A 17,021-nucleotide genomic window follows, 5' to 3' on the forward strand; every position below is an offset into this window, starting at 1 on the left:
CTCTCAGTCAATATAAATTTGCTTATTTAGAGATTTTTTCGTTATATATTGTTCTTTTTTCTATTTTTAACAATTTTATTTTGAGTTATGCATATAATATCAATGTATAAGTCAGCTTTAGGATTTAGCTGTCTCTGCACCTTACCGATTGTTTTCATTAACTGTGTCATACCCTTTAATGGAAGATAATGAGCCTGAACCGGAACAATTACACTGTCTGCGGCAACTAATGCATTAATAGTCAACATTCCCAGACTAGGCATACAATCAATCAGGATATAATCATAATCCTTTTTCAAATCTGACAGATACAGCTTTAAAGTCTGCTCTCTGCTCATGGCATTTACCAATGAGATTTCCATTCCCGATAGCTCGATGTTGGTTGGAATAATGTCTACTCCTTCTTCATGGTGTAAAATGCCTTCATTATACACAAACAGTTCGTCTTGTAATATCTTCTTCATTTGTGTTTCCAATGTAATCGGAAGACTGTCTGAATCAGTCCACCCTAATGCGGTTGTTAAATCTCCCTGTGGATCAGCATCGACCAATAATACTTTCCGCCCCTGATGTGCAAGACCGATTCCCAGATTTAATGTTGTTGTGGTCTTAGCTGTTCCTCCCTTCTGATTTGCAAGGGCGATTACTTTACACTTTGTCATATGGTTTCCTCCTTCCTCGAAAAATTTAATAGCCAATCCTTTTTACGGGACTGGCTATGTATAAAAGTTCAATAAAAAAACAACTGGTTCTTATTCGAACCAATCGTTTTTCATTACTTTAATTTTAAATTATCATACTCACAATTATTACTTATATTTCATCAAAAATACTACAAAAATTCTCATGACAATTTGTTTTGTCCTCTAATTCCACATCAATACATTTCCCACATTTAGGGCATTTATAAATTGTAGTTTCATTTCCACAATTCAAACACATCCCCCTCATATAATTATTATTACACTCAATGTTAGCAGCATCAAAAATAACCATACTTTTCCCGCAATCCCCACACTCTGCATATCCATAAAAGTGGAAATCTGAAAAAACATTAAAGCATCGAGCACATTTAAAATCCGGTGTTAAAGTTCTCGTCAAGCAATCTGGACATATGTATACTTCATCATATTCTTTACGCAAAAAATCCTCCAATTCTTTTATATAGAATGAATTTTCAAGTAATTTTGAATATTCATTTTCATTTAAATATTCTTGCATAAAAATTCTATCTTCTGTAATTTCTGCACTCATTAAAATTCCCAAGACATGTATTAATGTATATATTATTTCTTTTTCAATATCTTGCTTTTCATCTACGCTAAAATGATATGAAGAGTGTAAAACACAATTCCTATATTTCTGAAACATTTCCATATACTTATATTCTTTGCGATTAAAGCCAAATAAATATCCCTTCCCTTTTATGTAATTCTTTATATCGTCATATTCTCTAACTTTTAATTTATTTGCCAAGTATAATTCTTCTAATTCAGAATCTTTTAATTCCTTTTGTTTATTAATCAGAATTGTTCTAATTCCATACTGCGATGTCACCGATGATTTTAACGCTAATTCCAAAGCAAATTGCAAATTAACAATAGATTGAACCATATTTACATGATAATCCAGCCCTTCGTTAAAATATTTGATAGCAGAATCCAAAAAAATCACTGCATTTTTAAATAATGAACGAGCAAATTCTTTTTCGTACTTCATATTATATTAATCTCCCATAAATCAATTATATATCATTTTTTATCTCGGAAAGTAACACACTTTTCTCTAAAGGATTCGTCTAAAATGAATTCTTAAATTCCACTGTCCGTATTATCAATTTTTATTTTCTCTAAAGGTAATTTTTTAAATAAGATTAAGACCTTTTTAGACACTTCTCCCAAATTTTTTATTTCCTCTAACAAGTAATCTGCTTCTTCTTGTGCATCATTAGCCAATTCTGCAAAAATCTCATTTGCAATGTCCATAGCCTTATCTACATAGTACTCCAAATTCTCATCATATGCATCTGCATAATGATCATTGATATATTCATCTATAATATCTTGTCCATCATATTTTGCCAATTCTTCAATATTTCCCCCAAACAAAGTCTTGATATTTCCAATGATATTCTCTGCTTTTTCTATTACATCATCTAAATTATCAACTCCTTCTTCTGAAAATGCTCTCATATTAAAAATCTTATTAACATTCTTCAATAAATCCACATATTGATTACATATCTCCTCTGTCTTTTCCATTTCTTTAACAGACAATGTCGGATCTGTTGTATTATAATACCATCTTTCAATCCCTCTATGATCGGCTAACAAATAAAATGTTTGTAAATATTCCTCATACATTTCTCCAAACATCGCGATACTCTTTCTAATAGCTACTTCAAAAAACAAAATTTCTTCATCTGTTTTATATTCACTTGAGCTTTCTACAATCCAAGGAAAAATCTCTTCTTCTAAAAATTCGATAAATTCTGCATCTCTACTTATAAAACCAGATTCAAAATTATCTGCACTTTCTTCTGAAAAATTTGATGATCCTATATATGCAATATTATTAGTCATTATAATTTTTGCATGATTTGAAAAACAAAAATAAACTTCTGCCTTTTCAGCAATTTTCGCTGGTGATAATTTACTTTTATATAATGATATATTTTTTCTTGCTTTACTTTTATAATACTCCCCAAAATATTTTTCCCAACGCCCTGGAATATTTGAAACAATACATATTTCTGTATCTTCATCACATTTCTTTAACGCCTTCAATAAATCACTTTTATCTTTTGAAATATTATAAGTTAAAATGTGTATACTACTCGCTTCTTCAAAATCCTCAATAACTTCTGCATAAGTTAATTCATCTTTAGACATAACAAATTCTGTATTCTCAATTTTAGTACTCTTTATCATGGCTTTTATCCCCCATTAATCTATTTCATATTATTTCATTTTAAGTATATCAACTCTTCAACCCCTATACACTAATTTTCTCAAATTATATAATAAAAAAGCAGGCAATGAAAAGTCACAAAACCTCTTCATCCACCCGCTTTTCACCTATATTCCACCACTACCGCTTCCACAACATCTGGATGTTCAACCACACACATACCACAAAATACCACTTTTTTTCAATCTCCGTCTACTAGGAGACAAAATACTCCACTGCATTATGCGGAAAAAATGCCTTAAACTCACTGTAAAGCTGTGCTGCCAGCGTCTTATTATGCGCTAAGATCAACGTCGGCTTATTCAACTGTGCAATAACATTCGCCATAGTAAATGTCTTACCGGAACCGGTAACACCAAGCAAAGTCTCAAACTGATTCCCTTCTTTAAACCCTTCTACCAGTTGTTCGATCGCCTGCGGCTGATCGCCGGTCGGCGCAAACTCAGACACTAATTCAAAATGATCCATGAAGCATCTTACCTCCCTCTTCATCGTAGTATGCTTCCGATTATATCAAATATACGAACAAATGTACATACCAAAATCCAAATATTTGTTCTGATTTAATGTCTTCCGCTTGAATTATTCATCTTATCGTATCGCACTTCACCTAAACTTCCTTATCCAGCTCTTTCTTAAATTGCTCAGCTGTCATGTTCGCCTTGGCTGCTGCCTTCACAACAGATAAGGTTCCATCCTTTACTAATTCTTTGAGCATCTGGATTTTTCCTTCTGCTTTTCCCTCAACCCTTCCTTCTGCTTTTCCTTCTGCTCTTCCTTCTAATCGGCTTTCGTTAATCATATCTTTTACTGCTTCACACACATTTATCTCCCCCTTTCCTTCTGGAACATAGATCGGTGTTTTTGTTATGTCCCGTATCACTCGTGCCGCATCATTATCCATATTCTGCATCTGGCTGTTATTTAAGAATCTGGACAATTCCTTCTTATCCTTTGAATACTTGATATATCCCAATACGCCTTTTAGGTTCGATGAAAATTTCTCCAGATCTTCTTCTGTCAGTCTATACGGATCGATCAGGTAGATTCGGTAATCCTGTACAAACTCTTTCAGTGTTGAATCTTCTAATTCCATCATCTCATAAACCTACACTTTCTCCTATTATTTGATACGATTTTGTCTCTTTATATTATATACATATTTTTACATAAAAGTCAATATCTTTTGGAACTTTTATTATTTTTTGTTTAGTAATGTGCCAAAAAGGGATTGCACTTTAAAAAGTACAATCCCTTTCTTGTTATGCATATGCTTTCACTATATTTACTCACTATACTTCTTATTCACTTTTGCGTCTTTTTACGATGAGGAATATAATCACAAGGGCTGCGACTGCGCCGATTGCGATCCACATTACGATTGGATTATTATCGCCGGTCTTTGTGCTCTTTGACTTTTTAGATTCTCTTCCGGATACGGTTTCCGTTTCTTTCTTCTTCTTCCTTGTGGTTGGTTCGTCTTCCTCTTCTTCTGTGGAGCTTTCGGCTGCATCGTCTTTTACGATGTTCGTTAAGGTGATGCTGCCTTCTGTGTTTTGCAGAGACATTTCTACTTTACCTTCGCCGCTGATTTCATATGCAAAGTTATCTAAATTCAGGGCGTTACCGTTTGCATCTGTTTCTTCTACGATAAATGTTGTTTTGGATTCATTTGCATCTATCGGAACCGTTATTCTTACTGTATCATTCTGTTTTAACTGTACGACCTGAATCTTCTCTTTTCCTGTTGAACCGTCGGCGGATTCTGTCTGCTTATAAACGGTTGCGTAGAAGGTGTCATCTACTGTCGTGGTCTGATTATTTTCTATTACGTTTTTCTTAATAGAAAGTTCTCCATTCGACAAATATTCATCCGGAATTTCTGAATAAATATTGGCGATGTCCATCTGTTTTTGTGCGTGATCTTGCAGCTGGACTTTATTATCTGTGATGCTGCTTGCCGCATCTTCTTTTGATGTATCGGTGTCGGTCTTTGTATCGTTTGTTCCGTTTCCGACAACCCAACGATACTGTTTTTGATTCTTGTCTTTTTGTGGAGCATTTATTTTGAGTGGGGTGCCTTCCTGCTCGGTCTCAAATACATAGTATGTTCCATCTGGAAGATTTTCAAACTTTACTGTTGCGGTGCTGCTGTCTTTAAAGGATAATTCCTTTACATAGTTTCTTCCATATGGGATGGTTCCGCTTTCGTCACAGAAGAGTCCTACATAGTACTTTGTTTCTGTTGATTCCGGAGCGATTAACGGCTTTCTTTCTAATGTATCCGGATCTTCATATAAAATATGCTTGGTGACTTCGATGGAGCCGTTGGTATCTACCTTCTGTGCTTTTGGGGATACCTTTACATCATAGATCCAGTTCTGACCGTCTTCCATATATGGAATAGCAACTAAAAATGGAGAAAATACTCCGTAAGGATTGCTTACCGGCTGTTTGATAAGATAAATGCCCTGGTCTAAATCTTTGAAGTCTGCTTTGCCGTCTGCATCGGTGTTTACCGTGGTGGTCTGCAGATTGTCTGCTGTTGTCTTATCAAGGGCACTGATCGCATCATCGAGTGTTTTGGCTGCTGTCTGATTGCTCTCCCCTGTTGTGATGTCGTTTAAGTTGACTCCGGAAGTGCTAAGGGCATCTACCGTGTTAAATGTCAGGTGATCTCCGCCCTCTACTACGGTTCCTACCTGATACATACGGATCGGTACATTGTCCCGGTCCGTACCGATATCGGAAAGAGTTACTTCGATACTTCCCTTCTTATCCTTATCATAACTATCTGCCGCCTTGCTCTGTGCCGGAAGCAACAACCCCGCTATCATCGTACAAGTGACAAGAAAAACGGACAGATATTTACTGCACTTTTTTCTTCGTATAGATTTCATCACTATTTACCTCCTTTTTCCCTGATCTGTCTCTGACGCCTTGCGCGCCTTTCCATTTCCCGACGTTTTTTCTCCCGCCTTGCCTTTATCCTCTGTATGATAAAATAAATAAGCAGCAACAGGAGCAGTGCCACAGACACTAATAATGTCTTCTGCTTCAGAAGCCATTGCCATAAATTCTCTTTCAATGCTTCCTTCGCATCTTTTGTCTCTCCTTTATATGGAACACGCATAGCGTGGATCAAAAGCCTGTGTGAGTTAATTCCGTACGGTGTACAGGTAACAAGCGTTGCTAAATCTCTTCCCTGCTGTATCGCAAGGCTCTCTACGTTAGATGGTTCGACTGTTTCAATGTTATAAACTTTATACGCAAGAGTTTTATCAAGGATATGAAGATAAAATATATCATTTTCTTCAATCTGATCAAGATTGGTAAAGAGTTCCGCACTTGGAAGACCCCTGTGTCCTGTAAGGACGGTGTGGGTACTTCTTCCTCCTATCGGAAAAGAAGTTCCTTCCATGTGCCCGACACCACGTTCTAGCACTTCAGCGGAAGTTCCGTGGTAAATCGGCAGATACACTGAAATCTTCGGTATCTCGATACTTCCCATAACTCCGGTATCTTCTTCTAAATTCAAGATCTGGTTATAATCACTGTCTTCCTTGTTTCCTTTATCAGAAAAGGCATCAGTAAGCTGTGGGGTCGTGCCCGCTAACCGTTCATTATACGCCTTTGCTTCCTGCCAGTATTTCTTCTTCTTCTCTTCATTCATCTTCTGGACAGTATCGTCATATGTTGTCAATACTGTTCCCTGGTGCAACTGGTTATACAGAGTACTCAGCGTCGGGTAATTCAGTATCAAAAATCCAATCGCAAGTAGCAAAACTGCCAGTATTCCTACGAACTTATTTCTCATTTCTTCTTAACAACCCGCTTTCTCTTCATTCGTCTGCGCCTCTTCTTCTCCTGATACCTGCGATAAATAAAAGCGATCAACAGTAAAATCACTGCGATTATCGCTGCCAGAACATATGCCTTCCACTTAGAATCCTTCTTCGTCTGCGTACGTTCCTTCTTCTTCGCTTCCCGATACGGAATCCTTGTTCCCCGCACTAAAAGACGATGGGAGTTAATTCCGTACGGTGTACAGGTAACCATTGTCACATAATCTTCATTTCTATCAATCAACAGATCACTGGTATTTTCCGGCAATACCACTTTGATCTGATTTACTTCATAAGCCAGTGTCTGATTCAGTACATGAATGTAAAAGACATCCCCTTCCTTTACCTCTGTAAGATTATCAAACATTTTTGCAGACGGCAGACCGGTATGGGCTGAGATAACAGCGTGTGTTCCTCTTCCCCCTACAGGAAAAGAACTGTTTTCGAGATGCCCTGCTCCTTTCTCTAAGGAAGTGCTGTCTGTTCCATGATAGATGGGTAAATATACTTTGATCGACGGTATCTCGATGGAGCCCATCACGCCATCTCCGTCAATGTTTAAAATATTGTTATAATCCGCATTCTGCTCTTTCACCGCATCCGCATCAAACGGGTCGGTCAGTACGACATTACCGAGCAGCTGTGTGTTATATATATGCGCCTTATCCAGTTCTTTTTTAAGCTCCTTTTGTGACATCTGCGCCGCTTTCTCGTCATAGTCTTCAATAACCTGCCCTTGATGGCGGCTAATATACCAGTCACTAAATGCAGGATAGAGAGTGATCCCAAGACCTGCCAGAAAGAACAGGCATAGTATTGCATTTATGATCTTCTGTTTCATCCTGTTCCCATCCTTGTTATAAACCAGAGAGAAACCAGATGAGGTTCCTCCCTGACAAAAAGTATGCCTTGTATTGAGCGGCAGTCCCGCCCACTCGGTCACTGCCTTGCTCCACTAATTAGTGAAGCATCCACACAAAAAACCTTTTTCACCTGCGGGCGTAAACGCCCGCAGTATATATCAGATTCACTTCATAATTCAATTCAAGTCGAGCAGTCGCGAGACTTGGCGCGTGATTCTGGTCAGCGTAAGCTGACATATTCTTTACAGAATCACTGCGCATCCTCGCGGAGCGTTTGTCTCAGTCGGAGATTGAACTCCCACTGAAACAAATTTGCTGTCACTCACCACCTGAAAGAGGTGGGAGTCTTCTCGACTGAGATAAAACGTATTTGTTCAAATATTAAGTCTTAATTAGTCTGTGCGCTATTGCTGCTGACTATGCTCTTTTCTTCTTAGAAGAAACAAGGAGAAGAACAGCACCAGCCATAACTACAAGACCACCGATTGTGAAGATGTATGTACCCATACCACCGGTAGTAGGAAGAGTAAAGCCACTATGGTTTTTAATCTCAACTGGAACTACACCTGTTTCTTTAGCACTCTCTTTCTCAACATTATCAACAGTTGCTCTCTCAATTGTTCCATCATTATTATTAGCTTCAATTACAATTGTAATAGGATTCTTTAATAAAGTATATCCAGCAGGAGCTTTTGTCTCTGTTAATTTATATGTTCCTTCAGCCAGTCCTTTGAAAACTAATTTACCATCTGCATCATTATAAGTTGCTGTTGCTCTGCTGGCTGTTGTTTTATCATTAACTTCTACCTTGTCTTTATTAATAATAACTGTTAATAAATTACCATCTACTGAGGATAATGTAAATTCTGCACCATTTAAACCTGCTTTGTCTTCATTATTTTTATCACCAGTTTTTGTAAGATCAATACCATATGTATAAACATCTTCTTTACTTTCAACAGGCTTTCCTACTCCATTTTCTCCTGGTTTATTACTATAGTTTACACCTGCAGTGTTACCATTCCTGTAAGCAGCCTTCTCATTTACTATTGCACTATATGTTATTGTAATCGCCTGAGAAGTTGTCATGCTCTGTAAATAATCTGATGTAAACTTAAGAAGGAAAGTTTTTCCGCCAATATCTGTATCAATACTATAGTTATTTTCATTAATTTCATTGTTTTCTACTGTAACTGTGATTGAATTCTGAAGCAAAGTGAGACCTTCAGATAAAGTATCATATACCTCAAATTTAGGAACCACCGGGTTACCTTCTTTATCGGTATAAAAATATTCTGTACCATATTTAGGAATTGTAGTATTTACTTTGTAAGTTACCGTCTGCCCAATTGCAACAGATGTATCGTCAGCTGTTTTTGTAATTGGAACTTCACTGTTTTTAGGTTCTGCTACGATATCATAAACAAAACTAGTACCTTCTGTCTCTTTACCATCATAGTTATTTGTGGATGGAATAGATACTATAAAAGGTTCTCCTGCAACATGTCCACTAGGAGTTGTTGTTTCTTTTACGAGATAAACACCAAAATTAAGCTCTGTTTTAGGTGTATAACCCTTCTCTTCCCCATCTGCAGCTGTTGATCCACTTGAAATGCCCGACGAATCTGATTCTGCTAATACAGAAAGCTTATCTATTGTTCCTTTTTCTTCCCAAGTTTTGGATGGAAGATCATTAAGATTCTTTGCTTCAGTACTTCCTAATACGTCCTTGTAATGTTCTACAACAGCGTATTTCCAATCTGTTCCAGCATTATTTGTAATACTTGCCAGCTTATAAAAAGTAAACTCTGCACCCCCAAGTAACGTTTCTTTATCTTTACCATGTTTGATAATCTGAAGTGTACCTGTAGTTCTTGCAGTTTTCTCCGCATTTGCCATTGCTGGTAATAAGGTAATTGCCATCATGATTGCTGTTGTTACAGCCAATAATTGTTTTAATAATTTTTTCATAAATTATTCCCCGCTTTCTTTGTGTTTTATGAAGTGTCTTTGTGTTTCTATATTATGAACAAAGCGAATGAGCTTTGTTATAACTTATATTATTTGTCTCTGCCCCTCACCCCAAATGAGGAGCAGAGTGTATATGTTGTTACTATGCAGTTTACATCTTGGTAATGTGTTAGATTATTCTTTTACGTCTGTGACGAAGGATGTAACATCCTGCTGCCATAATCATAACTGCTATACCGATGAGTGTGGCTTTGAATCTGCCACCGGAAGCTGGCATGTTGAAGAGTTTGTTGTTTTTGATGGTGTAGGTGATTTCATAATAATGATCAGCATCACCATAATTAACTTTTTTACTATCAATTGGTACTATATCAATTTTACTGCTATCAGTTACTACGTATGGTAAAGATACTTCTATTGGATTTGCCAATAATGTATAACCTGCTGGAGACTGGATTTCTGTTATCTGGTAATTTCCCTCCGGAAGATCGTTAAAACTTGCCTTTCCAGATGCACCTGTCACGATATAGTCTACTTTATTACCCTTTTCATTCGTACCTACATTCTGGACTTTAACATATTTGTTATCTTTATCTTTCTTTGCAATTTCAAATCTTGCACCTTGCAATGGTTTATCTTTACCTTCTTCATCCTTCTCACCAATCTTATTAATTTGGATAGAAGATAATCTCTGATTTGTGAAAATGACTTTACCTTGATCATTATCTAGTCCTTCTCCATCACCTGCCGTATTATAATTTTTATAACCAATTGCAAAAGTTGCTATCTTATGGTCAGTACTTAAATCAGAATCACAAGTAGTTCCATTGCTAAGAATCTTCCCATCTTTAAATTCATATTTTGTTTCTGATGATAAGTCTTCTGTCACTGTGTACATTCCTTTTGGAAGTTTTGTTAAATCAGCTGATCCTTCTTTCTTTGTAAGCTTTTGGGCTATCACTTTACCATCTTTCACATCAAATGATATAGAATATTGTCCTATGTTTTCTCCTGGAGAAATATCTTTTCCATCAGCATCTTTGATTTTTTCGACTATAAAATTAAAGCTTGCATTGTTTGATGTCACATAGTCTATATCACTTAACAATTTTTTTGTAATGTCAATTGTTCCAGTTTTAACATTAACTTTATAAACTCCATAAGTTCTTGGTTTATCAGCTTTATCATCTGCAGAATTATGAGCTGAGATTTTTTCATCATTAGAGTGTCCTGTAGTGTTTTTATTGCTCTCTTCACTAGCCTGACCTATTTCGTTATAAGTTACTTTAAGATAATATTCCTTGGTACTCTTCGGTTGATCTGCTCGTATTTGGTCTGATGTTAATTTATTCGTACAGTTCTCATCTGAATACCACTGTATACTGAAGTCCTCCGGCTTAAAGGCATTTCCATCAGAACCCATTGTGTATGGTTTTAGGTTTCCATCCATATCCACATAACCTAGAGGATTATCCTCATCAAAAAGTTCTTTTAAAAGATCAGGGCTATATGGTGTGTTCTCATCTAAGAATATTGTTCTCTCAGTATTATTAACTAAAAGATCAGCTTTTACATTAACCTTAGGCTGTGGAAGAATCGCTTCGCCATATTCTGTAGTAATTTTAGAATCCGGTGAGATATTCGTTGGAATGTCATTACCTCCAATATACTCATCCTTGGCTTTTACAGTAATAGTATTACTCCAATTTTTCTTTCCTTCTTTATTATTTTTATTAGGAATTGTTTGATCAGTCCACGTTACAACCTGATTGCCATTTGCATCTAATGATACTACACCACCGTTGTTTAATTCAATCGTTTTTTCCTTCTTCAACTCTTCATTGGTGATGGTGATTGCAGTGCCGTCATCTTTAAAACCCTTAACAACCACAAATCTTGGATCAATTACATCTGTAATTGTTGCTCCTGTAATATCTGAGTTATTAGTAACTTCACTTTGAATTTCTTTAAATATTGCATTAAGTGATGCTGCATCATTTGCTTCTTTCGCACATCCTGTGGAAGCAATTCCCGGATACGTTTTTCCACCATATTTTCCGCCTGCTAAAAAAGTTTTTGGTCTCTCATCAAGGCCAAAGCCTATCGTATATACAGTGTAACGAGCATCTTTTAATGCCTTCGCGCTAGTTTCTGCATTTTTTTGAGCAGTAGTATCCCAATCACTTCCCCTACCTGTTGGCTCACCGTCTGTAAACAAAATTACATATTTCGGATTTTCATCATGTGCATTTACTAATGCCTTCTGTGCATTATTAAGTCCTACAGCCGGATCTGTTCCACCTTCAGCATCTAAGTTATTAACAAAACTCTTCAATGTGTCGGCATTCTCTCCAACTCCAACTTGCATTAACTCTTTCGACTTTCCATGATCTCCATAAGGATGTTCATACTTATCCACACTACTGAATGCAGTAATTCCAATTTTACTATTTGGAGAATTAGCCTTCGTGTCATCTATAAATTGATTTACAGAGTCTTTCAAAGCATCTAGTTTAGTTGTTCCTACTTTCTTTTCGTAAATTTTGCAGTCTACTCCGTAGCTACTTGCTAGCCTCCTTCCGACATACCAATCCCACTTCCCATTCCTCCAAGAATAAGACATTTCTTTATACTCATCATTTACTTCTAAATAATATTTCTTGTTCGGATCTAACGAATTTCTTCCAGATGGAGTATTCATTGCTACATGGTCATATGTTTCAATGTTTTCTCCCATAGATCCAGATACATCTAGTACTAACATAATATCCACAACTGGTTTTTTTGTCGTTATTGTCGTACTAGAAACCTTTGATGATGCATTAATGGTAATATCATACGTCCTTTGATCCCAGTTGTTTACCTTCGCTGTCTTACTGTAGTCCATGCTGGATTGGATGATTTCTTTCGGAGTTTGATTTACTATTATGTTATTTGCGATTGGAGTTTGACCATCGGATTTGTATTCGCGGATTACGGAAGGAGTCTTTGCGGTCTGCTCGGTGCTGTCTGCTTCGTCTGTCTTTGCGCTACTGACAACGTAAGTTCCATCCGGATACTTCGGCATCTCGTTGCCTTCGGTGTCTTTTACCATAGTAACGCCTTCGCTGCTTACTAATACTTTCCACGTTGTTGTGATCTTGTCATAGCCTTCTGGGGCTTTGGTTTCTTTTAATGTATACACATCTGTATCGGAGCCTTCCGGCTTTACGATGTTAAATGTAACGCGTCCTTCTTCGTTCTCGGACTGTGCGCTGTAATGTACGCCGTCTTTGTATAATTCAAATACCGCGCCACCTTTACCTGTCTTGGCGTTAGTGTCTAAGTTTCTGAATGTAAACTGTGTCTTCTCTTTCTTTTCCTTCACCAATTTGAATCGGTACATGCCGCCGTTGCTGCTGTCTGTTGTGCTGATCACGTCTACATAGTAATCACTTGCGTCTGTACTTGTGATAATGCTTCCTGCATTGTTGCAGGCTGCTGTCATGTGCCATCCGTCTGTAAGAACGGATACGTTCTCAACCGGTGTTCTCTGGGTATAGTTCGATGCGGTTCTTCCGTGGAAGGTGCGTTCCTTCTCTCCGGCATCTGCCAAAGATCCTGTCCAGAATGCAAGATAATCCATGTAGTTATCATCTGTCAGTTCTACATCCTTTGGATAAACAAAGACAAACATGTTGTCCTTCGCATAGATATTCTCACTGTCTGTGACTGGCTTTAATGTATAGGCATAGTTGTTCTTGTTCTTATCTGTTATCGTAAATTCTCCACGAATGCGGGTAATCGTTGTATCTTTTCCTGCTTTTCCTTCGTTCTTCCACAGAGCGGAATCATATAACTTTCCACTCTTTGCCGTTACTCTGCCGTTCTTTAAAGATGTGGATGTGTGCTTGCCGTAGGAACGGGATCCATTCCAGATCTGGCTGTCATTATCAAGAGAAAGGTCAATGCCTGCGATGTCACTCCATGTCCATGCAAGTGCCTTCTTCCCTGTCGTATCTTTCAGTACAAGTGGGGTATTGGTGCGTGTCCAGGATTCTACCGGAACATTGCCATCTTCTTTGCTCTCAAGCTGTGTCTGTGCTGCAGTAACCATCGCCGGGTATAATGTTGTAATGTCATTACCATTCACATCGGATACGGTCGTGTAAGTAAGTACAACATAGGTGCAAAGACTCTTCGCTGCAAACTGCATCGCATCGCTTCCGGTCCGTACTGCATCGGTATTCTTTACCTGTCCGTCATCGGTTACCTGATAAATAAGTGTGTTCTGTCCGCTCTTTGTTCCAAGGTTTGCAAGTGTTACCTGCATACTTCCGGAAGGGTCCACGCTCTTTCCGTTAAGGATAAAGGAAAGGTCATAAGCTCTTGCGGAGTCTACGAGCTGTGTGTTCTCCTCGCCGACTGCCTTATTAATGATCTGTGTCTTTATCTTGTTCGCTACCGTTGTCTGCTTTACACGTAAGTCTGCCTCATCGGAAAGATCCTCGGCATCCTTTAAGGTAACCTTTGCCTGAATGGCGCTTCCTCTGTATGTGTATTCTGTCTTCGTATCTTTATCTTCTTTTTTCGTATTCTTCTCTGTTTCTCTTACTTTTGAAGTAGAAGAACCACCACTTTTAGCCCCAGATGCGGCCTTGTCCTTTTCGTGACTGTTCTGTGAGTTCTCAGAACGCTCGGTCGTACCTGCGGTACTTCTATTCTCTATATTCTTCTCTGTATTCTCCTGCTTCGCTGCGGTGTCTTGCTGGACGGATGTATCCTGTTGCTCAACAGGTTCTTCCGATATCGCTTCTTCTTCCTGCGCAGCTTCTGCCTGTCCTTCTGCCTGCGTACCTTCTGACTGATCCGCTGCAGTCGTAACCTGCTCCTGTGTTCCTTCCGAAGCAAGTCCTACAATGTCCGGTGTGCCTGTCACCAATAATGCTGTAACTAATAGCATCGTAACGAGCTGCTTCCATCGTTTCCGGCTGTCCTTTACTTTCTTCATAATGTTTTCCCCGCTTTCTTTTAGATTGTTCTATGTCCTGGATTACTGTCCTCGATTACCGTGACACTCTAATCTGAATTAAAACATCTTAAAGCATGCAGTCCCCAAAAAAACATATTCTGGATATCTTTCATGCGTTCTCCGTAAGAATCCGAACCCCACATTCTTCCTCTTACTGTTACATCCATCCCTATATTCTATTGTGAACTGCCCCGCTTTATGTCAAAAGTTTATCCTGCGAATGATAGCATCCGTGGTAAATAAAAGAATCACTACATCTAGTGGATTCTTCCTTAGCTTTTCACTATTTTATCACAAAAAGCCAATTATTCCAACTATATTATTAAATTTTTATTTATTGTTTATATTTTTATATTATTTTGCAACAATATACTAACAATTTCAAAGTATTTTCTCTATTATTTTGATCATTAATGAGAATTTTATCATTGATTTACATATATGTCATTTATAGTATTGTTGATTTTTTACTATAAATTACTGCAAATATGTTGCGGCAATTTCTTTTAATGCATCCTGATTGTTCTCATACCATTGTTCATAGCTAAGCTTTCCCTCGGAAATAACTTTGCCCAGTTCGATAAAGAACTTTGGAATGTCTGTAGCAAGCATGATGCCCCACTCTTCTCCAAATCTTTCTTCTCCCTGTGCATCCTGTCCGTTCACATAAAATGCGAATGCTGGCTCTGCTTTTCCATTCACACTTTTTGATGCGCCACGAAAGCCCAGTTTTCCGATCTGGTGCGTTCCACAAGAAGATGGGCAGCCAGATATATGGATTCTTGGCAGTACGCCATCTGCAAAGTGATATGGCTCTACCGCTTCTACTATGCTTGCAAGTAAGCCCTGGGAATCTCTTAAGCCGATCTGACAGACGGTACTTCCGATGCAGGATACCGAAGTTTCAAACAGATTCTTCGCACCATCTGCTGTGATCTCATGTATTTTTTCTGCCTGTTCTTCCTCTAGATTAATGATATATAAGGTCTCATCGGGTGCGACACGAACTTCTGCATTCGCTACATCTTTAATCACGTCATAGATTTCCCCAAACTTCTGTGCCGGAACCATTCCACCGATTGGATGATAGGCAACTGCATAACGTCCTGCTTGTTTCTGTGCGATCACACGCTCTGATGCGCTTTCTGTCTGCGGATAGGCTATTACATTTTTATTGTCATTGCCTGCTTCTTTGGCATCGTCTCCTTGCTTTGACAGTACCTGCGTTTCTTTTATAAGAAGAGCGTCTTTTACCTCTGCTTTTACTTCCATAAGCTTTTCCTGATAGGCTTTTTTATAGCCTTCTACGCCTAATGTTTCCTGCATATATCTTGTTCTTGACTTTGCCCGGCTTTCATAATTACCGTAAGTTGTAAACGTACGGACCATCGCCTCTACATAGTACAGAACTTCTTCTGGCTTCACATCTTCCGCTACTTTTACACCCATCTTGTAGTTATTTCCAAGCCCACCGGCACTGTATACATCAAAGCGACCGTTTTCCTTTGCCACAAAGCCAAGATCACGGAATGTCGCATGGGTTACATTTGCCGGAGAATTTGAAAATCCTACCTTTAACTTTCTCGGAAGCTTAACTGTTTTAATGATTCCCATCAAATAGTCTCCGACTCTTTCCGCATAAGGAAGCACATCAAAATACTCGCCCTGTTCTACACCGGATAGCGGGGATACCATTACATTTCTTGGGAAATCTCCGCCACCACCACGAGTAACGATGCCGACTTCCATCGCCTGTTCCATAATGTCACAGACTGCCTTCATGCCAAGATCATGGAACTGCACAGTCTGACAGGTCGTAAGATGCACTCTTCTAACATCATAGGCAGCGATCGCATCAACTAAAAACTTTAACTTCTCCTTTGTAATTCTTCCGCCCGGCATACGAAGACGAAGCATACTCGCCTCTGCGCCCCTTTGTGCGTAACTGCCAAATCCACCGGAAAAGCCTTTATAATCCTTTACACTGACTTTCTTCGCATAAAACTTCTCTGTCATCTCTCTGAAATCTTTTAAGTCTTCCTTAAATTCTGTCATTAAACTCTGATTCATTCCTCTTCTCGCTTTCTATTTAAATATTATTTTAAGTATTATTTTAAATATTATCGTAACTGTTCAGAGCTAACCTCCAAAATGCTACGCATTTCGTCGGTGTGGCGTATCCGCCAAATAAAATTTCAAAAACAGTCTTAAAAATGCAAGCATTTTACACCTGTTTTTTGAAATTTTGCTTGGCTCTGAACAGTTACATATTATTTTAAGTATTTTCACTAATGGATAAATTATAACACGCTGCAATATAAATTTCCAATAGTACATCTAAAACCATGGAGGAAAAGTATA

The 17,021-nt window shown here is 38.1% G+C and carries 9 protein-coding genes and 2 pseudogenes; all 11 read right to left on the reverse strand.

Translation table 11 applies throughout. The features are described 5' to 3' along the window. Positions 1 to 59: 59 nt before the first annotated feature. Positions 60 to 662, reverse strand: a pseudogene (locus FYJ25_RS04795) (ParA family protein); the annotation flags it as partial. Between the two features lie 151 nt (positions 663 to 813). Beyond that, positions 814 to 1,719 carry a hypothetical protein gene (locus FYJ25_RS04800; RefSeq protein WP_096241008.1) on the reverse strand — a complete coding sequence of 302 codons (906 nt, stop codon included), beginning with the start codon at positions 1,717 to 1,719 and terminating at the stop codon, positions 814 to 816. Between the two features lie 92 nt (positions 1,720 to 1,811). Next, positions 1,812 to 2,930 carry a phospholipase D-like domain-containing protein gene (locus tag FYJ25_RS04805; RefSeq protein ID WP_154580679.1) on the reverse strand — a complete coding sequence of 373 codons (1,119 nt, stop codon included), beginning with the start codon at positions 2,928 to 2,930 and terminating at the stop codon, positions 1,812 to 1,814. 238 nt (positions 2,931 to 3,168) lie between these two features. Further along, a pseudogene (locus tag FYJ25_RS04810) lies at positions 3,169 to 3,438 on the reverse strand (DEAD/DEAH box helicase family protein); the annotation flags it as partial. Positions 3,439 to 3,580: 142 nt separating this feature from the next. Next, a complete protein-coding gene (locus FYJ25_RS04815) occupies positions 3,581 to 4,069 on the reverse strand; it encodes a hypothetical protein (RefSeq protein WP_154580680.1) in 489 nt (162 codons plus the stop codon). A gap of 202 nt (positions 4,070 to 4,271) precedes the next feature. Further along, complete coding sequence (locus FYJ25_RS04820) at positions 4,272 to 5,870, reverse strand: pilin N-terminal domain-containing protein (protein ID WP_243145684.1); 1,599 nt, start codon at positions 5,868 to 5,870, stop codon at positions 4,272 to 4,274. Between the two features lie 2 nt (positions 5,871 to 5,872). Beyond that, positions 5,873 to 6,787 carry a class C sortase gene (locus FYJ25_RS04825; protein WP_096241013.1) on the reverse strand — a complete coding sequence of 305 codons (915 nt, stop codon included), beginning with the start codon at positions 6,785 to 6,787 and terminating at the stop codon, positions 5,873 to 5,875. Then, positions 6,784 to 7,656, reverse strand: a complete 873-nt coding sequence (locus FYJ25_RS04830; RefSeq protein ID WP_154580682.1) for a class C sortase — start codon at positions 7,654 to 7,656, stop codon at positions 6,784 to 6,786. Before FYJ25_RS04830 ends, FYJ25_RS04825 begins: the two co-directional genes overlap by 4 nt. Positions 7,657 to 8,095: 439 nt before the next feature. Beyond that, positions 8,096 to 9,649 (reverse strand): SpaH/EbpB family LPXTG-anchored major pilin, encoded by a 1,554-nt coding sequence (locus FYJ25_RS04835; protein ID WP_154580683.1) that lies wholly within the window; start codon positions 9,647 to 9,649, stop codon positions 8,096 to 8,098. 169 nt (positions 9,650 to 9,818) lie between these two features. Then, positions 9,819 to 14,639: a SpaA isopeptide-forming pilin-related protein gene (locus FYJ25_RS04840; protein ID WP_154580684.1), complete on the reverse strand. Its 4,821-nt coding sequence runs from the start codon at positions 14,637 to 14,639 to the stop codon at positions 9,819 to 9,821. A gap of 498 nt (positions 14,640 to 15,137) precedes the next feature. Beyond that, entirely contained in the window at positions 15,138 to 16,730 is a 1,593-nt protein-coding gene (locus FYJ25_RS04845; RefSeq protein WP_154580685.1) for a nitrite/sulfite reductase, read from the reverse strand. Positions 16,731 to 17,021: the final 291 nt, after the last annotated feature.

This window comes from Anaerobutyricum soehngenii, from assembly GCF_009697165.1.
GTDB classification, from domain to species: Bacteria; Bacillota; Clostridia; order Lachnospirales; family Lachnospiraceae; genus Anaerobutyricum; species Anaerobutyricum soehngenii.